The organism is Paenibacillus kribbensis (assembly GCF_001705305.1).
GTDB lineage: Bacteria > Bacillota > Bacilli > Paenibacillales > Paenibacillaceae > Paenibacillus > Paenibacillus kribbensis_B.
On record NZ_MCBP01000014.1, the window covers coordinates 1 to 21,827 of the forward strand.

At 47.4% G+C, this 21,827-nt stretch carries 22 protein-coding genes, 1 pseudogene and 1 other annotated feature; of the genes and pseudogenes, 10 read left to right on the top strand and 13 right to left on the bottom strand.

What is annotated here, in order from left to right; translation table 11 throughout:
- Positions 1-409 precede the first annotated feature (409 nt).
- The 5 genes from BAZ21_RS21340 to BAZ21_RS21360 form a co-directional block, all read right to left on the bottom strand.
- Positions 410-1,780 (bottom strand): NCS2 family permease, encoded by a 1,371-nt coding sequence (locus BAZ21_RS21340; protein WP_068504944.1) that lies wholly within the window; start codon positions 1,778-1,780, stop codon positions 410-412.
- A 219-nt stretch (positions 1,781-1,999) separates the two neighbouring features.
- On the bottom strand, positions 2,000-2,389 hold the full coding sequence (locus tag BAZ21_RS21345; RefSeq protein ID WP_068504945.1) for a hypothetical protein: 390 nt from the start codon (positions 2,387-2,389) through the stop codon (positions 2,000-2,002).
- A 131-nt stretch (positions 2,390-2,520) separates the two neighbouring features.
- The gene (locus BAZ21_RS21350; RefSeq protein WP_256022293.1) at positions 2,521-2,886 is read right to left on the bottom strand and encodes a MarR family winged helix-turn-helix transcriptional regulator; all 366 of its coding nucleotides are present in this window, start codon (positions 2,884-2,886) and stop codon (positions 2,521-2,523) included.
- Positions 2,887-3,189: 303 nt separating this feature from the next.
- Entirely contained in the window at positions 3,190-3,861 is a 672-nt protein-coding gene (locus BAZ21_RS21355) for an SGNH/GDSL hydrolase family protein (RefSeq protein WP_068504947.1), read from the bottom strand.
- Between the two features lie 20 nt (positions 3,862-3,881).
- Positions 3,882-4,208, bottom strand: coding sequence for a LysR substrate-binding domain-containing protein (locus tag BAZ21_RS21360; protein WP_256022295.1), 327 nt, complete (start codon positions 4,206-4,208; stop codon positions 3,882-3,884).
- Positions 4,209-4,289: 81 nt separating this feature from the next.
- On the opposite strand from BAZ21_RS21360, the pseudogene BAZ21_RS30130 reads away from it, so the two are divergent.
- Positions 4,290-4,444 (top strand): annotated as a pseudogene (locus tag BAZ21_RS30130) (gfo/Idh/MocA family oxidoreductase); the annotation flags it as partial.
- Between the two features lie 150 nt (positions 4,445-4,594).
- On the opposite strand, the gene guaA reads toward BAZ21_RS30130, so the two are convergent.
- On the bottom strand, positions 4,595-6,133 hold the full coding sequence (gene guaA / locus BAZ21_RS21365) for a glutamine-hydrolyzing GMP synthase (protein ID WP_068504949.1): 1,539 nt from the start codon (positions 6,131-6,133) through the stop codon (positions 4,595-4,597).
- A gap of 145 nt (positions 6,134-6,278) precedes the next feature.
- On the opposite strand from guaA, the gene BAZ21_RS21370 reads away from it, so the two are divergent.
- Entirely contained in the window at positions 6,279-6,935 is a 657-nt protein-coding gene (locus tag BAZ21_RS21370) for a DedA family protein (protein WP_068504950.1), read from the top strand.
- Here the strand turns inward: BAZ21_RS21370 and BAZ21_RS21375 are convergent, their stop codons facing one another.
- Positions 6,936-7,115 (bottom strand): hypothetical protein, encoded by a 180-nt coding sequence (locus tag BAZ21_RS21375; RefSeq protein ID WP_068504951.1) that lies wholly within the window; start codon positions 7,113-7,115, stop codon positions 6,936-6,938.
- A gap of 238 nt (positions 7,116-7,353) precedes the next feature.
- Here BAZ21_RS21375 and BAZ21_RS21380 point away from each other — a divergent pair, with 238 nt between their 5' ends.
- From BAZ21_RS21380 to BAZ21_RS21395, 4 genes are read left to right on the top strand one after another with little or no spacing between them, the layout of a single operon-like run.
- Positions 7,354-8,874, top strand: coding sequence for a spore germination protein (locus BAZ21_RS21380; RefSeq protein WP_068504952.1), 1,521 nt, complete (start codon positions 7,354-7,356; stop codon positions 8,872-8,874).
- 18 nt (positions 8,875-8,892) lie between these two features.
- On the top strand, positions 8,893-10,104 hold the full coding sequence (locus tag BAZ21_RS21385; RefSeq protein WP_068504953.1) for a Ger(x)C family spore germination protein: 1,212 nt from the start codon (positions 8,893-8,895) through the stop codon (positions 10,102-10,104).
- A gap of 36 nt (positions 10,105-10,140) precedes the next feature.
- Positions 10,141-10,377 carry a hypothetical protein gene (locus BAZ21_RS21390; RefSeq protein ID WP_068504954.1) on the top strand — a complete coding sequence of 79 codons (237 nt, stop codon included), beginning with the start codon at positions 10,141-10,143 and terminating at the stop codon, positions 10,375-10,377.
- 20 nt (positions 10,378-10,397) lie between these two features.
- Positions 10,398-11,495 (top strand): GerAB/ArcD/ProY family transporter, encoded by a 1,098-nt coding sequence (locus BAZ21_RS21395; protein WP_084011811.1) that lies wholly within the window; start codon positions 10,398-10,400, stop codon positions 11,493-11,495.
- 76 nt (positions 11,496-11,571) lie between these two features.
- Here BAZ21_RS21395 and bcp read toward each other — a convergent pair whose 3' ends face one another.
- From bcp to BAZ21_RS21415, 4 genes are read right to left on the bottom strand one after another with little or no spacing between them, the layout of a single operon-like run.
- Positions 11,572-12,057 (bottom strand): thioredoxin-dependent thiol peroxidase, encoded by a 486-nt coding sequence (gene bcp / locus BAZ21_RS21400; RefSeq protein ID WP_068504955.1) that lies wholly within the window; start codon positions 12,055-12,057, stop codon positions 11,572-11,574.
- Positions 12,058-12,100: 43 nt separating this feature from the next.
- Complete coding sequence (locus BAZ21_RS21405) at positions 12,101-12,889, bottom strand: ABC transporter permease (protein WP_084011813.1); 789 nt, start codon at positions 12,887-12,889, stop codon at positions 12,101-12,103.
- A gap of 4 nt (positions 12,890-12,893) precedes the next feature.
- Positions 12,894-13,688, bottom strand: coding sequence for an ABC transporter permease (locus tag BAZ21_RS21410; protein ID WP_068504956.1), 795 nt, complete (start codon positions 13,686-13,688; stop codon positions 12,894-12,896).
- Positions 13,681-14,730, bottom strand: coding sequence for an ABC transporter ATP-binding protein (locus tag BAZ21_RS21415; protein WP_068504957.1), 1,050 nt, complete (start codon positions 14,728-14,730; stop codon positions 13,681-13,683). Before BAZ21_RS21415 ends, BAZ21_RS21410 begins: the two co-directional genes overlap by 8 nt.
- A 104-nt stretch (positions 14,731-14,834) precedes the next feature.
- Here BAZ21_RS21415 and BAZ21_RS21420 point away from each other — a divergent pair, with 104 nt between their 5' ends.
- From BAZ21_RS21420 to trpS, 4 genes are all read left to right on the top strand, one after another.
- Positions 14,835-15,956: an LCP family protein gene (locus tag BAZ21_RS21420; protein ID WP_068504958.1), complete on the top strand. Its 1,122-nt coding sequence runs from the start codon at positions 14,835-14,837 to the stop codon at positions 15,954-15,956.
- An 82-nt stretch (positions 15,957-16,038) separates the two neighbouring features.
- The gene (locus BAZ21_RS21425; RefSeq protein ID WP_305119375.1) at positions 16,039-17,355 is read left to right on the top strand and encodes a glutamate-1-semialdehyde 2,1-aminomutase; all 1,317 of its coding nucleotides are present in this window, start codon (positions 16,039-16,041) and stop codon (positions 17,353-17,355) included.
- Between the two features lie 207 nt (positions 17,356-17,562).
- Positions 17,563-18,510, top strand: coding sequence for a DMT family transporter (locus tag BAZ21_RS21430; protein WP_068504960.1), 948 nt, complete (start codon positions 17,563-17,565; stop codon positions 18,508-18,510).
- 55 nt (positions 18,511-18,565) lie between these two features.
- Positions 18,566-18,872 (top strand) — a binding site (T-box leader).
- A 239-nt stretch (positions 18,873-19,111) separates the two neighbouring features.
- Complete coding sequence (gene trpS / locus BAZ21_RS21435) at positions 19,112-20,107, top strand: tryptophan--tRNA ligase (RefSeq protein WP_068504961.1); 996 nt, start codon at positions 19,112-19,114, stop codon at positions 20,105-20,107.
- Between the two features lie 168 nt (positions 20,108-20,275).
- Here the strand turns inward: trpS and BAZ21_RS21440 are convergent, their stop codons facing one another.
- Both BAZ21_RS21440 and BAZ21_RS21445 read right to left on the bottom strand, forming a co-directional pair.
- Positions 20,276-20,686, bottom strand: coding sequence for a sensory rhodopsin transducer (locus tag BAZ21_RS21440; protein ID WP_068504962.1), 411 nt, complete (start codon positions 20,684-20,686; stop codon positions 20,276-20,278).
- 47 nt (positions 20,687-20,733) lie between these two features.
- Positions 20,734-21,768: a glycoside hydrolase family 88/105 protein gene (locus tag BAZ21_RS21445; RefSeq protein ID WP_068505083.1), complete on the bottom strand. Its 1,035-nt coding sequence runs from the start codon at positions 21,766-21,768 to the stop codon at positions 20,734-20,736.
- Between the last annotated feature and the right edge of the window lie 59 nt (positions 21,769-21,827).

Here is a 21,827-nt window from a genome sequence, read left to right on the forward strand (position 1 = left end):
AACCGAGGTTGGTTATAGAAAGAGCGATTAGCTCATGTTGAATCTGACGAGATAAAATATCTCATTGTGGATTTTGCAAGCAAAATCCGTACTCACTCGTTGTTCAGTTTTCAAAGATCAAACATTTCTTTTCTATTGATTTAGCTCATCGCCTCATCAACTCTTATATCATATCATGTCCGAACCAACTTTGCAAGCTTTTATTTTAAATCTTTTTTTGCATTTGCTCGCAATATTGTATTTCTTGGCCGGAATTAGAATATACCATATACATAAAAGGTTTGCAAGCTTTTATTATATGATTCTTTTGAAATTCTTTATTATAAATGCGTTAATGTTTATTTGCTAATAAAAAAGAACCCCCTCCCTTAAACACCGGGGAAGAGGCTCTAAATTTTTATCTACTATATTACTCGGATCCCATAAAGGCAAATCGAATCACTACAATAATAGCAAGCACCCACATAAGCCAGTGAATTTTAACTTTATTGCTGGTAAACAAGTTACTGAACACTGCCAGCACAACGTAAGACAAAATACCAGCAGAAATACCGTTCGCAATCCCGCCTGTAAAAGGCATCAATACGATAGTCAAAAACGCAGGAAATGCGAGCAGGAAGTTATCCCAGTCAATATTGCGAACCTGACTCATCATTAACACCCCGACAATAATCAGAGCTGGGGCCGTAGCCGCGGAAGGTACAACTAGTGCCAACGGTGCGATAAAGAGAGACAACAGGAACAGAATACCTGTCGTTACGGCAGTCAGACCGGTACGTCCACCTTCTTCCACCCCTGCGGAGCTTTCCACGAACGCTGTAATGGTACTTGTCCCCAATACTGCCCCCGTACTTACACCAACAGCATCCACCAGCATAGCTTTACCGATGATTTTCTCGCCTTTTTTCTTATCCTTCATGATTCCTGCACGGGTAGCTGTCCCCACCAGTGTGCCAAACGTATCAAACAACTCCACAAAAGTGAAAATGAAAATAATATCAAACAGCCCAATGTGCAGAGCCGCCTTCAAGTCTAACTGGCCTACTGCCAGGTTAGTGAAATCAGGAATCCAGTGTCCTGTTGCCAAGCTACTCAGATTCGTTACTCCCATCGGAATACCGATCAATGTTGTTGCTACGATTCCAATCAGCAAAGCACCTTTGACCCGAACAACCATCAGCGCTGCGATAATAAGCAATCCGATTAACGCCAGCAAAGCATCCTTTTGATGAACCAAGCTGCCCAGAACCAAATTAAAAGCATGACCTGGAACCGGTTGACCAACATCTGTACCTGGAACGATGCTCACCATAACCAGATTACAGAGCTTAAAGCCGACAATCGTAATAAACAAGCCGATACCCACCGTAATAGCTGTCTTTAAATTTTCCGGTACTGCAACGAGCAACATCTGTCTTACCCGTGTCACGGTTAAAATTAGAAAGACGATACCAGATATAAATACAGCGCCAAGCGCCGCCTGCCAAGTGATTACACCATTAGAACTCAAGACTACAGTCATAAAATAAGCATTCAAACCCATGCCCGGAGCCATGCCAATCGGCACATTAACGAATAAACCCATCAGAATAGTAATCAGGCCTGCGCCCACCGCTGTCGCAAAGAAAACAGCTTCACTAGGCATGCCCGCACCAGTTGGTCCTAAAAAGGTATTGTTGACCACCAGGATGTAAGCCATGGTCATAAAAGTAGTAATCCCCGCAATAATCTCGGTGCGGATGTTTGTTCCATGTTCCTTTAATTTAAAGAAACGCTCCATGAGTCGTAATTCCTCCTACGCAAAGCATACTCGTATTGTTGTCGTACATTTGCTGTAATATTCGCATTCATAAGCGCTATTACATCCGTTATTTTAGGCTCTCACCTACAGCTTGTCAACAGAAAAAGCGAATGTTGAAATTTGAACACATATGTATTGTTCGGAAAATCGAAACCCCGTCAGGTTGTTATGCACCTGACGGGGTCCCGTTTTAGCGAATCAGATATTTTTGTACTTATCAAAGGCATTCGCTGTGTCCGGTATATTTTCCAAATAAACGATTTTGCCCTTCGTATCCAGCCGGGCCTTATCCACTCCAGTAAGTGTATAAACTTCGCCTGTTGCCTTCTTACCGCACACAGCCCATTTGGTTTCATAGGTATCAGAGCCCCTGTCAGCAGGTTTCCAACCCTCATACATATGCTTGATTTCAAGCGTTCCCTCATAGAACATGTTCAAGAAGCCATTCCAGCTGTCCATCCCTTGCTTCCGATCTCCGTTCAATACAAACTCAATCTCCTCGGAAAAAAGACTGATTAATCGTGCTTTGCTTGTTTCATCATCTCTTGCTAAATCATAATAGTGAAAATATTCGTCTAAAACCTTCATTACGTGCAATTCCTTTCGTGCTGTAATGTTTGTAAGCTTCCTCAGGAAAAAGCTATTGCTATTTTACCTACAGCCTTCGTCTCCCACTTTCCAATCGATCACCTTACTACCGATTTCCGAAATAGTCCCGGCTACATATTCTTTACATTGGTAGACATACGTTGCAATGCACCTGTCAAAGCTACAATTTCCTCATCTGTAAACTCACGCAGCAGCTTGTCCTGAAAGACCTCTCTTTGCTTCGTCAAAACTTCCAGTTCTTGGACTCCTTGCTCGGTCAGACCAATATAAGTGACACGCTTATCCTGCTCTTTTTTATTGCGGATAATCAGACCTTCCTGCTCCAGCCTTTTCAGATGCCGGGTAACCGCTGCTCCGTCCAGAGCGAGCAAATGCTGAAGCTCCAGCTGACTTAATTCCTGACGCTGATGAATATGGTATAAAATCTCGACCTTGGTAAAGCTGGTTTTTAACTGTGCTTCAAAAGCAGTATTCATTTCTTTACACAAAAGATGCATACGATAAAACAATTTGCTTTTATCCGTGCAATGTCCGATGATATTTCCTCCTCCTTCAAATTAATTGACGTATCAATTGATATATCAAGTATTATACACCTCTATTTAAAATATTCAAGCTATGACCAGTCATTTATAGAAAACTCAGACAATATATAGAAAATACCCAAGCTAAGCGACCCGCCTGAGTATTTTCACTTCAGTAGTCCTGCTATAGTTCGGAGTCATAGTGTCGAAAAAGTGTTATGGTATATCTGTTCGTAGCAAACAATAGTCTATCGATTATAGTGTGTTCATAAAACCGATAATACGAGCTGCCAGTCGCTCATGGCCTGCCTGATTCGGGTGTAAACCATCAGGGATGCCGTATTCTCCGGTAAAGTACATCTGTCTATGTACAGGCAGCAGCGGTTGAATACCTGCAATATTCCATAAATCGCAGCACGGAAAAGAATACAGTGAAGCCACGTCCCTCACGGCCTGCGCGTATGCACTATACACTTGTCCCGTGATTACATTAGGCAAGTGTTCGGGAACCGCCTCGCTTGATCCGTGGGGAGGTGTCAGAAAGATGATCAGCTTATCCGGGTAACGGTTAATTAAACCCTCGGCTATGTGCTTGAGCGCACCATAAAATGTTTGCGTTTCTGCCGATGGTGTACCTAAATGACCGAACGGCGTTTTACCCATGGAAAAGTCATTTCTTCCGCCCATAAAAAAGATCACATCCGCATGAGGATTCATTTTTGCATATCGCTCACACATCGGCTCAAAGCCCCCGCTGGCTACACTGCTGCCGGATATGCCGTGATTCTCAAAGCTTTGAAAACCCAGGGCGGCGCTGACGATATGCGGGTAAGGCTTTTCCCCATCCTTTAATTCATAACCAAAAGTAATGCTATCACCCAAAAATACGGCATGGCTGCCTTGGTACTTGCCCTGATTAGTCGTCATTTGATTCCTCTCCTTCTCCATTAGATCGTATTATTGATTTCGATAAATTTATGTTCAATCGCTGTCATTTCGTGATTTGGACGAGATATTAAATATGTATCCATATAGCCAAACTTCTCCAATTGCGTAAGATACAGGCAACTATCCGACAATATAATAATAGAGGCCTCCTTGCAGTACCTGTTTGAGGTCTGAGCCGTAACAAAAGCGATATCGAGTTCCCCGTCAAGGATTAATCGCTTCATTTCCGTGGTAGTGCCCGTTTTTAATGTTACTGAAACCTGCGGGTACAGCTCGTATAGCTTTGTGAGCGCCCTCGTTGTTTCGCCTGCCACAATGGACTGCATCGTGCCATATGAGTTAAGTGTATTATATTGGCCTTGGATGCTATTTTCCACCCTCATTCTAAAATTCAGGAGGTATACAGCATGGTCAAAAAGAAGATTCGTGCAGGTGTCGTAGGAGGTTCGATGAATAACAAATGGGCGAGTCAAACGCATATTCCGGCTTTACTCAAGCATCAGAACCTTGTTATCACGGCATTGGTACTTCTCGCATGGAGAGTGCGCGAAAAAGTGCGGAGAAGTAATATGTTTGCCAAGGACATTTTGACGGATACCCGCTTCGCTGTAAAAAGCACACGCTTACAACAGCAAAATCTTAAAGCAAAAAACCTTCAAAACCACGATAGATGTGGAGTTGAAGGTTTTTTGTCTTGTTCCCAGTCTACAGCCTACTCCCACTCAATCGTTGCTGGTGGTTTGGAGGTTACATCGTACACGATACGGTTGACGTTTTCTACTTCATTAACGATACGTACCGAAATTTTCTCCAGCACATCCCAAGGAATGCGTGCCCAGTCGGCGGTCATGCCGTCGATGGACGTTACAGCACGAATACCTACGGTGTAGGAATACGTACGGGCATCGCCCATAACACCTACACTCTTCATATTCGGCAGAGCGGTGAAGTATTGCCAGATTTCCCGGTCCAGACCGGCTTTGGCAATCTCCTCGCGCAAAATATAATCCGATTCACGGACAATCTGGAGCTTGTCCTCTGTCACTTCACCCAATACACGAATGGCAAGGCCCGGACCCGGGAATGGCTGACGCCATACAATTTCAGCTGGCAGTCCGCATTCTTCACCGACTTTACGCACTTCGTCCTTGAACAATGCATTCAGTGGCTCGATCAGCTTGAACTTCATGTCTTCCGGCAAACCGCCCACGTTATGGTGCGATTTGATGGTTTGTGCCGTTGCTGTTCCGCTCTCTACAATATCTGTGTACAGCGTGCCTTGTGCCAGGAATTCAAAATCATCAAATTGAGCTGATTCTTCTTCAAAAACATAGATAAACTCGTTACCGATGATTTTACGTTTTTGCTCAGGATCATCGACTCCTGCCAGCTTGGACAGGAAGCGCTCACGAGCATCGATTTTGACAACTTTCATATCAAATTTGCCAACGAACGTGTCCATTACACTTTCAGCTTCGCCCTTGCGCAGCAGTCCGTGGTCAATGAACATACATGTCAGTTGGTCGCCGATGGCTTTATGAATAAGCATTGCTACAACGGAGGAATCCACACCGCCACTTAAAGCACACAAAACTTTCTTGTCGCCTACTTGCTGACGGATTTCACGGATTTGATCTTCAATGAAAGATTCCATCGTCCAATTGCCTTCACAACCGCACACTTCATACAGGAAGTTACTAATCATTTCATTACCTTGAACGGAATGACGTACCTCTGGATGAAACTGTACCGCATACAGATTCCGTTCCGGATGGCTCATCGCGGCAATCGGTGCACTCTCTGTTCCCGCATCCAGTGAAAAGCCGGATGGCAGATCTGTAACATGGTCTCCATGGCTCATCCATACCGTTTGGCGGGAATCCAAACCTTTAGCCAACCGGGCACCCTCATTGAATAACACGTCTGCTTTGCCGTATTCACGCTTGCCCGCACGTTCTACCTTACCGTCCAGTTGGTGAGCCATCAGCTGCATACCATAGCAAATACCAAAAATAGGAATGCCAAGGTCATAAATTGCCCGGTCCACCTGAGGAGCATTTTCTGTATACACGCTGGAAGGTCCGCCTGAGAAAACAATCCCTTTCGGTGCCAGCTCTCTCAGCTTCTCCGCAGGCGTATTGTATGGAAGGAGCTCGCTATATACACCAAGATCCCGAATTCTTCTTGCGATTAACTGGTTGTATTGTCCTCCAAAGTCGAGAACTACAACGATTTCATTTGGCTTATTCATTACCGTGCCTCCCTCAATTGTTCGTTTCATTATACGCAACGATAAAACAGGACGTCAAGAAATCACGCGGAGTTGAGTGGACATGAAAAGATTGTTAAAATAAATTGATTCCAAATTACTTAATCTGTTCGTAGGAGTGTACACGATGGATGTGCTGAAGTGGATCTCGCAATTGTTCGAAGAATACGGATACGGCGTCCTTTTTTTCGGCTTGCTGCTTGAGTTTATTGCTTTGCCTTTTCCTGGGGAAACCACGATGGCCTATGCGGGATATCTCTCCTATTCGGGCACCCTGGATTTCGGTAAACTCATACTGCTGGCCTTTTTGGGCACAACCATCGGTATGACCATTACCTACTTTATCGGAAAATGGGCTGGACTCCCCTTTATTCAGAAATACGGTAAATGGGTTCTCTTGTCACCGGACAAGCTTGAAAAAACACAAAAGTGGTTTCAACGATACGGGTACTGGCTTATTTTCCTTGGATATTTTATCCCTGGCGTTAGGCATTTCACTGGCTATTTTTCCGGAATTATCGCTATTCCTCTCCGTAAATTTGCCTTGTATGCATACAGCGGTGCTTTATTCTGGGTTATTTTATTTCTAAGCATTGGCAAGCTGTTTGGTCCGCAATGGGATGCTATTTTCCATTTGGTGGAGCTGTATGCACTGCGCATCGCCGCAGTCATCGGCATTCTCCTCCTGTTGTATGTTGTTTATCGCTGGAGAGCCTTTCTGTTTAGCTCTTTCCACAAATCAGATAAATCAGTGAAAACCAGCAACAAGAAAGATCCACAATAATCAGGCTCCGGCTGTCTTGGAGCTGCGAGCCCTAATATAATACATCGAGATTACGATAGATATCAGAACCAATCCTGCGCCTCCAGCCAAACCCAATATACGAGGCTCTATCACTTCCACAGCTACCCCTGCGCTAAACATAGATAACCGGATTATCCCCTGGCTCCACGCCATCAGCATTCACAATGGCCCCTGTAAATGCAATGGGGTCTCCGGCATTAATAGTGTATCCAAACAAGTGGCCCACACACCGCCAGCTAATGACAGCCCCTTAAAATTTACACAAACAATTAATTATACAATAATCTAATTAGAAATATAACTAATTTAAAGTTGCAGTGTTCTCTCGTCAAGGCATAAATCCATATATTCTGAACATACTAAATCAAAAAACTCCAATATTGGAGGATTTTACGTTATGCAAAACAAAAATGAAAGCTGTCCACTTATCCATGTATCCTCCTGTTTGAAAGATAACATAGCCCATATCCAAAGCTCGATTGGAAATAGCGGGGACCTGATTATAAAGGAACTGCTGTGGATGCAAAAATGGCCGGCGGCTTTGTTTTATATCGACGGACTGGTCAATACTCAATTGCTGCATGACTCTGTCCTGCGCTCATTCATGCGGATGGATCATCGCTATGTTCCAGAAGGTGCCGAGCCATTCGATTATTTGAAGGACCAGGTACTGATTGCCGGCCATTCAGGCAACGTGGACGAAATGGCTTCTCTTCTTAATCGTATGCTATCCGGTGGTATTATCATTTTGCTGGAGGGGTACACCAAAGGCATATGGATTGATGCGGCTGGCTGGGAGGACCGCAATGTTAGCGAACCTCAATCGCAGTCGGTTGTCCGTGGGCCGATGGAGGGATTCACCGAAAATCTGCGTACGAATACAGCCTTGATACGTAAGCGAATTCGTGACCCGCGCCTTTGGATGGAAACACGTCAGATTGGTGAAGTCACACACACCAATGTGGCCGTGATGTATGTCAAAGGCATCGCTGATGAGGCAGTGATCCATGAGCTGAGAGAACGTCTGAACCGGATTGATATAGATGGCATTTTGGAAGGGGGCTATATCGAGGAGGAGATTCAGGACGCTACCTTTACACCTTTTCCCACCATATACAACAGTGAACGCCCGGATTCGGTTGCTGCCAGCCTATTGGAAGGGAGAATTGCCATATTGGTGGACGGGACTCCTTTTGTACTTCTGATTCCTGCACTGTTCGTGCAATTCTTCCAGTCACCGGAGGATTATTACCAGCGTGCCGATATCAGTACTTTGTTGCGAATGCTCCGATATTTAGCCTGTTTTATCGCTCTGCTCGCTCCAGCCTTCTATATCGCCATGTCCACCTTTCATCAGGAGATGATTCCGACCAATCTGCTGATTAGCTTGGCGGCCCAAAGGGAGGGTGTGCCTTTTCCCGCATTTATTGAGGCAATGCTTATGGAAGTGACCTATGAAATATTGCGCGAAGCCGGGGTGCGTATTCCCAAAACGGTCGGACAGGCCGTATCCATTGTAGGCACACTTGTTATCGGTCAGGCGGCAGTAGAGGCGGGGGTAGTGTCAGCTGCCATGGTTATCGTCGTGTCCATTACGGCCATCGCCAGTTATGTCATCCCGGAGAACGGCCTGTCCATTGCAGTGCGGATGATCCGTTTTGCCTTAATGGTGATGGCTGCGCTCTTCGGATTTCTGGGTATATTAATGGGCTTGATGGCCCTCTTGCTTCATCTGACCAGTCTACGATCTTTCGGAGTGTCTTACATGAGCCCGTTCGGCCCTTATGTGCAAAGTGATATGAAGGATACCCTCTTTCGACTGCCTTGGCCGTGGATGACTACCCGTCCGCAAACGAATCAAGTTCAGAATTCGATCCGGCAAAAATACCAGAAAAAGCGGAGGGTTAAGAATAAATAATTTGGGAAGTGAACGTATATGAAAGCAGTAATCAGCACGATTCTCATACTCAGTTTACTCGCTTCCCTTCTGACTGGCTGCTGGGACCGCAGGGAGCTTAACGAGATCGGAATTACCGTAGGACTGGGCGTGGATAAGGAAGGCGATCAAGTCCGTGTGTCGGCACAAGTGGTTGTACCTTCGGAGGTGGCCTCCAAATCAAGATCAAGTAAAGGAGCTCCCGCGGTAATCCTCTTTGATGTAACAGCTCCTACGCTGTATGAAGCTATCCAGAAAATAACGGAAATCAGCCCACGAATCATCTATCTATCCCATATCCGCATGCTGGTATTTGGCGAGGAATTTGCCAGACAGGGCATCGCCGATGTCGTGGAATCCCTGATGAGAGAACCTTTTGCCAGAACTGATTTTTACATCTGTGTCGCAAAAGGCACATCTGCCTCCAACATGCTTCAGGTGGTTACGACATTGGAGAAAATCCCGGCGAACAAAATGTTTTCTTCTATGGAGGTATTATCCAAGACCTGGGCCCCTGTCAGCAAAGTGACTATAGACCAGCTAATGGAGGAGCTCGCCAGTTCCGAAATACATACCACTCTACCCGCCCTCGAAGCCAAAGGAGATTTACCCGAGGGGATAACGGAGGGGATGGACAATGTCAAAACAATTAAACCAACAACGGTTCTGGCAATTTCCAGCTTAGCCGTGTTTAAAAAAGACCGATTGATCGGCTGGCTTGATGAAAGCGATAGCAAAGGATACAACTATATCCGGAATCATGTGGATACAACGACAGGACATATAGACTGCCCGGAAGGCGGTAAAATTGCTCTGATGGCTTTGAGGAGCCACACGAAGACTAAAGTGTTCATGCACAACGGTGAGCCTCTCATCCAGATATCTGTAGAAAACAAAAGTACGATTAGAGAAAATAATTGCAGGAAAATGGAGCTGAAAAGTGTGGCAGATGTTCACGAAATCGAAAGGGAGAGCAATGCCAAATTAATCGAGATTATGAAGCATTCCGTAGAGACTGTACGTCGCAAGTTCAAAGTAGACATTTTTGGATTTGGGCAATTAGTTCACCAAGCCGATCCCAAGGCCTGGAAGGTGCTAAAAAAAGATTGGGATCACACATTTATGAATGTACAGATTGAATATAAAGCGAATACGGAAATCAAGAAACTCGGAGCTATTATGAACTCCTTTCAAAAGAAAATGACGGAGTAGCCAATAAACGAGTACGCTTACGGAAGGAGCATCCCTATGAAGGCCGTCATTGCGGTTGTGTGCATTGGTCTACTCATTGCAATCAAGGACTTGCCCGGCTTATACCGCAAGCATCACTTTAAGGATATGATTGTGTACATCGTGATGCTCTCATTGGGGACGTGGTTTAGCACGTTCACGGCCCAGGCAAAGGAAACGCCGAGTCCACTAATCTTGATTGAGATTATCTATAAGCCGGTAAACAACCTGTTCACACATCTATTTCATTTATAAATAAAGGGGGGGCGCCAGCATTGGAAAAGGGCCGGATTAGTGTTGGACAAGTAACCGTTCTGGTTATTTTTTGCACAATGGGCGATATGATACTGATCATTCCCAGCATTTTTACCCATATCGCCAAACAGGATGCATGGATCAGTACGCTGTTGAGTATACCGGCAGGCTGCGCGCTTGTTTGGCTTTTATTGCGTGTGAATGAGCTATATCCCAGCCTCACTCTTATTGAAACGATGAGGAAAATACTAGGGAAATGGCTGGCTCCTGTCGTCTCCATATGGTACCTTTTTTATTTCCTGATTTCCGACGCCATATATATCAGGGAATTTGGTGACTTTTATTCTACACAAACCTATGTGCTGACACCGTTAAGGATAATAATGCTGCTAGCAGTAATCATGCTGATCTACGCTTTTTTTACCGGAATTGAAGCCCTTGCCCGAGCCAGCGAGATATGCTTGCCTTTCTTTGTCATCGTGACGATTACTGTAGTGGCTTTCCTCATTCCCGAGATTGATTTTTCCAAATTAAAGCCCATGATGGAAGACGGAGTTCTCCCTGTTCTTCACGGTACACTGCTTGGGGTTAGCTATCCATTTGGGGAATTGGTCGTATTCCTCATGCTTTTTCCCTATGTGAAGCATTCAGCACATTTTAAAAAGAGTGTCCTTACAGGAACCCTTATTGGCGGTGTACTGCTCAGTCTGTTCGTGATCATGTCTCTGCTTGTTCTCGGCCCTTTTCTGACTGAATCCAGTGTGTACCCTTCGTATGTGCTCACCTCCAAAATAAATGTGTTCAATTTCTTCCAACGCATGGAGGCTATTATAGGAGCCATATGGGGATTGTCGCTCTTTTTTAAGAGTTTCCTTTATTTTTACGCGTTTACACTGGGGACAGCACAGACATTTCGTCTAAAAGATCACCGCCCTCTCGTCATGCCTGCGATCATGCTCGTCTACGGCTTGAGCATCATGGTTGCACCCAATATCATCTACTATTTTGATACCCTTGTTCCCTATTGGGTGGATTGGGATTTGACCAACTCAGTCATTATTCCCTTGTGCTTGTGGGGCATTTACGCGATCAAGCAAAAAAGTAAACAATCATCATGAGGCTTTTACATATCAAAAACACCCTCCAGGACCGAAATATAACCATCGTCCCAAAGGGTGTAAGAATGCTTATGATTTACGATTGCTCAGCCTGCTCCCGAATGTAATTCAGCGCAGCATCGATATGTCCTTTGACTCTCAAACCGCGCCATTCATGAACCAGAATACCATTCTCATCAATCAGAAATGTAGAGCGAACGATACCCATGTACTGCTTGCCATACATTTGTTTCTGCTGCCACACTCCGTATGTCTCAGCCACCTGATGCTCTACATCGGACAGCAGTTGAAAAGGTAGTCCGTACTTGGCAATAAACTTGTCATGCTGCTTGAGTGGATCAGGGCTTACCCCGAGAATGACTGTATTCAAGCCTTCAAACTCTGTATGCTTATCCCGAAAATCACACGCCTGTGTCGAGCAGCTGGAGGTCAAATCCTTCGGATAGAAATACAGCAGCACCCTGCTGCCTTTATAATCGGACAGCTTAACGCTTTTTCCCCCACTCCCCGGCAATTCAAAGTCCGGTGCCAGTTGTCCGATCACGGTAGAAGCCGTAGACATCTCATCATCTCCTATCTTTTTGGAGTTCGTATACCCTCCGGGCCTATGAGCCAGCGCCCCGATAACGCCGAATACCCCAATTCCATGCCAATAAGCCCAAAGTCAGAAACACAGCGCCCATCACAGGAGTTAAGAGCGCCATCTGCCGCATATCCTCCCTCTGAAGAAACAGGGATGCCGGGTATACGCCAACAAAAGCAAAGGGCAGAATCCAGGTCAGCACCACCTGAATGGCCCGGTTATAAATCGTTATCGGATAACGGCCGTAGCCCTGAATATTATACATGAGCGGAATAATTCCAGTCGGTGCGTCTGAAAAGAACGAAATGGAAGTCAAGATAGTGTAGATCCCCGTATAAATCGCTACAGCGCTCAGACTCATCACGATGAGTACCGGAATAAACCACCACGCCATATGCAGGTCCATCTGCGCCCCGCTGATTCCCATAATAATCAGACCAATCACCGATCCCACCAGCGCTGGCGGGTCCACATTTTCAAGGAAAATCTGGAATAGATTATACGCAGGACGGGTCATAACCCGGTCGAGTTCCCCTTTGACAATATAGCGCTCGCTAAAATTCCAAAGGTTGACAAAACAGGTGAATAGTCCATACGGAACCATGAAAAAGCCGTAAACGAACACCACTTCATTTTCACTCCAGCCTCCCAGACTGTCCGTATGCATAAAAATGACCAAAATAAAAATAAGATTTGTGGCCTGAAACAGCAGGTCCGAAATAACTTCCACCCAAAAATCGGCCCGATAGGTGAGCCGTGACTTCATGTAATTTTTCAAATATTCGCTAATGAGACCCAAATAGTACATCATCGGCTTACCCTCCCTGCACGAACAGACGTCTGCGCGCCAGTCGCCAAATGATGATCATCGGCACGAGCAGAACGACCAGCCAAATGATTTGGATACCCAGCACATTCCAGATGCCAACGCCTTTTACGCGTCCGGTAAAAACAGAGCCCGGTAAATAGGTAATCGCCTGAAACGGCATCCATTGGGCGATCGTCGCCAGCCAGCCCGGAAATAAACTGATGGGTAAAATCAACCCGGAAAACAGGTCTACCACCACGCGCTTCATACGCATCATGCCCTCGTTATTTTCGATAAAAAAGGCCGTTAAACCGGTAATAATATTAATCTGAGTGTTGATCAAAAAGCTGAAAAACAGCATGACCAGAAAACCAATCCAGGCTACCGGGTCTGTGGGAAGCTTCACCGGAAACAGCAGCATCGCAATCGCCATGCCTGGAATCATGAACAACAGGAAGCGGAACATCCCCTCGCCGAGTCCCTGCATACATTTAACGAGCACATAGTTATACGGCCGGATCATCTGAATAGCAATGCTTCCATCACGAATATCCGTCGAAATTTCACGATCCAGATTGTTAAAATAAAAAGCCCTAGCCATCCATGAGACTGCTACGTATGTCGTCATCTGAGCAGCGGTAAAGCCTCCAATGCTGCCAGCATCTCCATATATCGCTTGGTATGTGAAATAATAAACGCCAATATTCATGGAATAAATGAGTATACCTGAATAGTAGTTCACACGATAAGCTAGCATCGTCAGAAATCGGATACGAATAAAATCGGTATATACGCTAAGCATGAACTTTGGCCTCCACTGCCGGAGGTACCGGATTGCCCTGGCGCTCTGCCGAGCCAGACTGATAGATGCTGCGGACGATATCATCTGTGTTGGTTTCAATGATTTTGATGTCCGTAATGTCGGTGCGGCCGACTACACTGGCGAGCACATCCGATACGTTAATATGCAGTGGAATCCATACCTTGCCAGCCAGATCGTTATCCATCGTCCAGGTCAGCGGCATATCGGCGGTCCAAGCCTGCAATTGCTCCAGCCGGGTTGTCGTCCCAAACTGAAACCGTACTTCACGTCCTGTCCCCCACCGCGTCTTTAGATCCTCCAGACCACCATCATAAATGATATTCCCATCATCCAGCATAATGACGCGCGAGCACAACGCTTCAATATCCTGCAAATCATGAGTTGTCAGCAAAATGGTGGTGCCGTAATCCCGATTCATGTCCTTCAGAAACTCGCGAATTTCGGACTTGACCATAATATCGAGACCAATGGTCGGCTCGTCCAGAAACACAATGGACGGATTGTGCAGCAGTGCAGCTACCAGCTCACAGCGCATCCGTTGCCCAAGACTGAGCTTGCGTACCGGACGGCTTAGCAGATCCTGCAATTGAAGTCTCTCCACCAGCTCATCCAGCCTGCGTTTGAAGTCGGTAGCCGGAACCTGATATACTTTGCGCAGCAGCTGAAAAGACTCGATCACGCCGATGTCCCACCAAAGCTGGCTGCGCTGACCGAAAACAACGCCAATGTTGCTTACAAATTTCTCACGATCTTCGTAGGGGACATAACCGCCCACCTTGAGATGCCCCGATGTGGGCACGAGAATGCCTGTCAGCATCTTGATCGTGGTTGACTTTCCGGCTCCGTTCTCACCGATATAGCCGCATATTTCTCCTTGCGGGATACGGAAGGAGATATCTTTGACCGCAGCCACCTCGTTGTATTCTCGGGAGAATAAATCAAGGAAGGCGCCTTTCAGGCCCTCGCGGTTTTTTTGTACCTTAAATGTTTTGCGCAGATCCTGCACATCAATTGCCAGCATGTTATACCTCTCAGTCAGGATTTTACAAAATCCATTGTTAAATTGATTGTGCTCCAAAAAGAAATTATAATGTAATGAATTGAAAAGCGAAAGGGAGAGCATCCATGACAAGCAGAACCAAGAGGACGATATGGTCGGTTCTGGCCGTGGTTATCGTCGCGATTGTCGGCTTTGCCGTGTACTATTTTTCATCCATTTATAATCAATTGAACAATCTGCATAAAGAGGGTGCGAACTCCCCCTTCAAAAATGTAAAGCAGGTCGATCAGGTTCGTACGCCAGACCCACCCAAATGGGAAGGAACGGATATGGTCAACATTTTGCTGATGGGTGTCGATGGCCGTGGTATCCAAAAAGGGGAAGTCCCCCGGTCAGACAGTATGATGGTCGTATCCCTCGACCCTGTCAAGAAAAAGATCCACCTTTTCTCTATTTTGCGTGATACGTATGTGGATATTCCCGGCTACGGCAAAAATCGTATTAATACCGCCATTACCCACGGGCCTAATACAGCCATGAAGGCGGCTGGTGATCTGCTGGGCATTCAGGTGCAATATTATGTGTATACCGATTTCCAAGGATTTATTAAGCTGGTAGACGCTGTGGGCGGCATTGATTTTGAAGTGGAGAAGGATATGCACTATACGAGCAATGCGGATAAGCATCAATACGACATTGACTTGAAAAAGGGCATGCAGCATCTGGATGGCAATACGGCGCTTCAATACGTACGGTTCCGCCACGATGCCATGTCAGACTTCTCCAGGTCGGGACGTCAGCGCGCATTTTTGGAGGCGGTAGCCCAGAAAATGCAGACCACGACCTCCATTGCCAATCTGCCAAATATTTTGGAGCAGGTGAACCCTTACATTGACACCAATCTGAGTGTCAATGATATGTGGAAGCTGGCGAACGTCGGCTACCAAAGCACCTTTGCAGGCAGCGAGCAGGTTCCACCGATGAAGCTCCTTGGAGAAGAAAATGTAGGCGGTGCACAGGTGCTTACTGTCCGTGATCCGGAAGAGCTGAAAAAGTACGTGCAGGACATATTCAACAATCCTCCTGTACAGACACAGGAGCAGGGCAAGGATCAGAATGGAACGAAGCAGCCGGACAGTGCATCATCGTCCAAGACCGATAAGCCTTCTTTTACAGGGGGCAGTAAAACCAGTAATGAAGATGCTTCCACACAATCGACACCAAAGACAGGCCAAAAAGAGCTATAATGAAGATACAGGGGCAGCCGTGAACGCTGCCCTTTGGCGTGTGTATACCCTATTTTGATGAACGGAAAGGAAGTTTGTGATGATGAAACGGGAAAACTCCGAAGCATTATATAAAGAAGCATTGGAGCATATTGTCGGGGGCGTCAACAGCCCTTCGCGCTCCTTTAAGGCTGTGGGCGGCGGCGCTCCAGTATTCATGAAACGCGCCCAAGGCGCTCATTTCTGGGATGAGGATGATAATCGATATATCGACTATTTGGCGGCATACGGTCCTATTATTACCGGACATGCCCATCCCCATATTACCAAGGCCATTAGTGAAGCAGCGGCGAACGGGGTCTTGTACGGAACCTCAACGACATTGGAAATCAAACTGGCCAAGATGCTGAAGGAAGCGATTCCTTCGCTGGACAAGGTCCGGTTTGTGAATTCCGGTACAGAGGCGGTCATGACGACGATTCGTGTGGCGCGGGCCTATACCGGGCGGAACAAGATCATCAAATTCGCGGGTTGCTACCACGGTCACTCGGATCTCGTACTCGTAGCCGCAGGCTCCGGCCCATCCACGCTGGGCATACCGGACAGCGCAGGTATTACGACCAACATTGCGAGCGAGGTCATTACCGTGCCTTTCAATGATCTCGACGCGCTGCGCCAAGCCCTGGAGCGCTGGAGCGACGATGTGGCGGCAGTCATGGTCGAGCCGATCGTCGGTAATTTCGGCATGGTGATGCCGCAGCCGGGCTATCTGGAAGGGCTGTGCTCGATGGCGCGGGCGAACGGCTCCCTCGTCATTTATGACGAGGTCATTACCGCGTTCCGCTTCCACTACGGCTCCACCCAAACGTATGCAGGTCTGGACAATCATGATGCGATTCAGCCGGATTTGACCGCGCTGGGCAAAATCATGGGCGGCGGTCTGCCGATTGGTGCCTACGGCGGCAGCAAACAAATCATGGAGCAGGTTGCCCCACTCGGCCCGGCTTATCAGGCGGGCACCATGGCCGGCAACCCGGCTTCCATCTCGTCTGGCATCGCCTGCCTTGAAGTCCTTCAAGGGGAAGGCGTGTATGAAGAGATGGAACGTCTGGCCGTGAGACTGACAGACGGTATTCAGTCCTCCGCCGACCGCTACGGCGTGCCATTGACGATCAACCGCATTCGGGGAGCGTTCTCAACGCATTTCTGCGATCATCCGATCACGAATTACGCTCAGGCGCAGGATACAGACAGCGAAGCGTTCGCGTCCTTCTTCCGTCACATGCTGGATCGCGGTGTTCATTTGGCACCATCCAAATACGAAGCCTGGTTCCTCACAACAGCGCATACGGACGAAGATGTGGATGCTACGCTGGAAGCGGCGGACGATTCCTTCCGTGCGATGTCACAGGGTAAATAAGCAGAGCAGTAAGCGATAAAATATGGATTCGATAAGAGCCGGAAGTTGTCTTAAGGACGGGGTAGCCCACCTTTGAGACAACGTTCCGGCTTTTTTATGATGCAAACTGCACCCGTACAATTGTGAATTTTATGGATTGTATCCGGTTATGCTGTCCGGGTATAGTGAGAAAGCCATAGATTCAAATCATCATTACGGAGGTTCATTATGCACAGTCGTTCGAGAAATGGGGCAGCCTATCTGGCGGCTCTCTGCTATGCAGCTATACTTGGTTTTTCATTTTTATTCGTGAAGCTGACCGTCACGGAGGCTAGTCCGCTGGATGTGATCGCCCACCGCTTTGCGTTATCTTTTGTCGCTTTGACCATTCCAGTGCTGCTTGGCTGGATCAAAATCAGCATCACACGGCGTGATATTGTACGCATTTTACCATTGGCGCTGCTTTCACCTTTAGTGTTCTTTCCCTTGCAGGCCTTTGGGCTGATGAGCACCTCTTCATCGGAAGGCGGAATTATTCAAGCGACCGTTCCCATTTTCACCCTGCTGTTGGCCTCCTATTTCATTAAAGAACGCACAACAGGGGTTCAAAAGATATCTTTACTACTCTCAGTCTTTGGCGTAATTTTTATATTTGTGATGAAAAGCGGAGCGCCCCTGGCGTCCAACAGCTTTGGCGGTATTCTTTTGCTTGTGCTGTCTGCTGTTTGCCTATCTGGCTATAACGTGCTGGCTCGTCCATTAACACAAAAGTACAGCCCGATGGAATTGACCTACGTAACCTCCATTTTGGGATGTGTCGTTTTTAATCTGGCAGCTCTGGGATATCATGCCATAGACGGTTCCATGAGCGCTTATACCGCTCCGCTGGTAAAGCCTGATTACTGGCTGGCACTGGCTTATCTGGGCATACTGTCTACCCTCGTCACCTCGCTGTTATCCAGCTTTGCCCTGAAGTGGATCGAAGCCTCGAAAATGAGTGTGATCGGTAATTTATCCACGCTCATTTCCATGATGGCAGGTGCTTATATTTTGAAGGAGCAGCTTGCCTACTATCACATTATAGGCGCTATCATAATCATTGCCGGCGTGCTCGGCACCAATTTCGGAGGACGAAAAAGCTTTACACCCATCCAAACCACTTCTCCCAACCGTTAAAAGTGGACCGAAAACAGATATACAATTCACTTCTGGAATGGTAAACTGTATAAAATTGTATGCAATGATGAAAAGAAGTAGGCAGGATGTGAAGCTTCAGAGAGTCGGCGTTGGGTGGGAGCCGATGTTTCACTTTTGTTGAAATGGATTTCGGAGCACCACGTTGAACACTGCTTCATGGTAAAGCAGTCAGTAGGCAAGGCGGAATCGTCCATCCGTTATCAAGGGACAGGATATCGACGGTACTTGTTGGCCATGTAGGGAACTGACAAGAAACGCGTCCGTATCTGGTGAGGGGATCGTTTGTCAGAAGCAAACGGTCAATCCAGGTGGCACCGCGAGGCACAAGCTTCGTCCTTGGAACGCAATCGCTACGTATAGTGTATTGCGAGATTACAGCAAAACGGTATCGTCCGCAGGCTGTGATGTTCCAGAGACGGAGCTTTTTTGTATTGGTTTTGAAGTGAATGGTCCGGGATGGCTTGAATTTGAATTTGAGTTTGAAGGGAGGTGATGGCCGTGGAGGACGGCTGGTGGTGGCGTGTACACCGTGTAATGCTTGCAGCATTTTATAGCGCATTGAATTTAAGGAGGAATATGTATGCAATCAGCAACCGATATTATCCTGACTGGCGACCGTACGACTGGCAAGCTCCATCTCGGCCATTACATCGGCAGCCTTCGTAGCAGAACAGAGCTCCAGCATGAATACCGTACCTTTATTATTTTGGCAGATGTGCAAGCGCTGACCACGCATTTTGACCATCCGGACGTGCTGGCCACGAGTATCCGCCAAGTCGCGCTCGACTATCTGGCAGCAGGCATCGATCCGAATCAGGCTACCCTTTTTATCCAATCCATGATTCCGGAAATTGCAGAGCTGGCGCAGTATTTTAGTATGTTCGTGACGGTCAATTCACTGCGGCATAACCCGACGGTAAAAAATGAAGCACGGCAACGCGGCGTCCAAGATATGTATTACGGCTTTCTTGGCTATCCGGTCAGTCAGGCCGCAGATATCGCGATCTGCAAGGCGACCTTGGTTCCGGCGGGTGACGATCAGATTCCTCATGTAGAGCAGGCGCGTAAAATCGTTCGCCGTTTCAATGAACTATACCGCCCCGTTCTGCCCGAGCCGCGTATCTTACAGGGTGGACGGCTAACCGGGCTGGACGGCAATAGCAAGATGAGCAAAAGTCTGGGAAACGCGCTGTATCTCGATTCTTCCGCCGAGGATGTCCGTACCAAGCTGGCGCGGGCAAAAACCGATCCTGCGCGTATTCACAAGTATGATCCAGGTCACCCGGACATCTGTCCCGTATACGAGTATCATCGTTATTTCCGTCAGGACGGCATGGCCGAAATCCATGAACAGTGCTCCAAAGGAGCCATCGGCTGTACGGATTGCAAAAGGCTGGCGGCTCAGGCTGTAAATAGGTTGTTGGAGCCCATGCGTGAACGACGTCATACTTTTGCAGCACGGACCGGAGATGTTGACGAAATTTTGATCGAGGGTACACGAAAGGCCCAGATTACGGCGAGGGAAACGATGAGCGAGGTACGTGATGCAATGGGGATTGGCTATTTTCGGCGTTAAAATGCGCTGATATAGCTACTTCGTATGGCGGAGCAAATATGTGTCACGATGAAGGTGGCGTGGGCTATTTGTCCAAGTATGCTTCTGTCCTTCAAAAAAAGACATCTCTAGGCTTGAATTGCTATAGCCTGGAGATGTCTTTTTTAACAGTTCACAGTACGTATCGGATTAGACCGGGTATGCCATCACACTCATTAACGCCAGCTCCGGCTGTGTCGTGTCCAGCCTGCTATATTGAACAATTACGGGTACATCGCTGATGACCGTAATCGCGTAAGGTATGCCTGTCGGAATCCGTTCGCCGGACTTTTCCAGCGTAGCTGTTCGGATATGGCGGGTTCGTCTTCCTTCCACCACCTCGATCAGTCCCTCCAACGGCTCGCGATCCTCAAAATAGATGTCTATGCTCAGCTTTGCTGCACGGTTCCCACAGTTCAGCACGCATATACTCTCATGACTGAGCAGCTCTCCCCGGCTTTCCGGTGGAATATATCCATCGGGGATGACCCAGAACAAGCTGCCCCGCAGCTGGTTTACTTTTTCCTGAGGAAGGTCCTGAGAAAGTTCGGTATCACCCATACTATCAGCCTCCTTTTACCAAAATGACTTGGTCAAGCAACGAGCTTTTACCCATAAGGGTTCTCCTTGGTACGCAGCAATTGGGCCAGGAAAGCGAGCGCCAATCCCTGCCCCCAACCCTGAATGCGTTTGTAGGGTACATTGCGATAGCCGTCAATATCGTTCATTATAGCCGTTCCTGCGGATACGCCCGTCACTGTGCCGTCCTCCTTAATCCGGGAAAGGATGCCGTCGATCGCCTTTTGCGAGTATTTGTTAAACAGTCGTCCCCGCATAAGCAAGGCCGTCGCAATCCCTGCGGAGCCGGAAGTTTCCAGATAAGAGGTATCATCATTCAGCACCGTATGCCACAGTCCTTCCGGGGATTGCAGCCGCACCAGCGCACTAAGCTGGTCACGCAGCGAGCCGTCGATAATCATATAGGATGGATGCTGAACCTCTACAAATTTTAGCGCCTTGGCCATCGTGAGGGCCGCCCATGAATTGCCTCGTGCCCAATATATGCCTGACATCCGGCTCTGATTCGCATGATCCCAGCCGTGATAATACAAATTCGTATCCGGGTCCTGCAAAAATTCCTCATGCCCGTGATATTGCCGGATACCGTCCTCCCAATATTCCTTGTTATCCAGCAAATGACCGATGCGCAGCAAATAATAGCCTGCCATAAACATCGTATCCACCCACGCTTGCTGCGGAAATACGTCATGTACTGAATTCACCGTATGCTGGAAAATGCCGTCGGCGAACCGCTCGGCTTTTTTCGCCAGGAATTCTGCCATCCGGGTGGCGATATCCAGGTATTTTTGCTCCCCTGTGGCCTGATGCAGTGTCAACAAGCAGTGTCCGATCGATACGCCGTTCACCGACAGAGGTGGAAGTCCATCCTCAATATTTTCGTCAACCCATTCTCTCAGTTTGGTCAGATACTCTTCGTTCCCTGTCGCTTCATAGGCCTCGCATACCCCGTAAAAGGCCACTCCACCCGGCCAGTCCCAGCTATAGTCCATTTGAAACGTGCGTTCCACGACCCGGTCGATCACCTGTTTAATTTGCTCCTCATCAAAAATCAATGCTGGCATTTCCTCGTCTCCTCCTTCGGTAAGCTTCACGTTAGTTGCCCTCCTTGCCACCTGTTCCA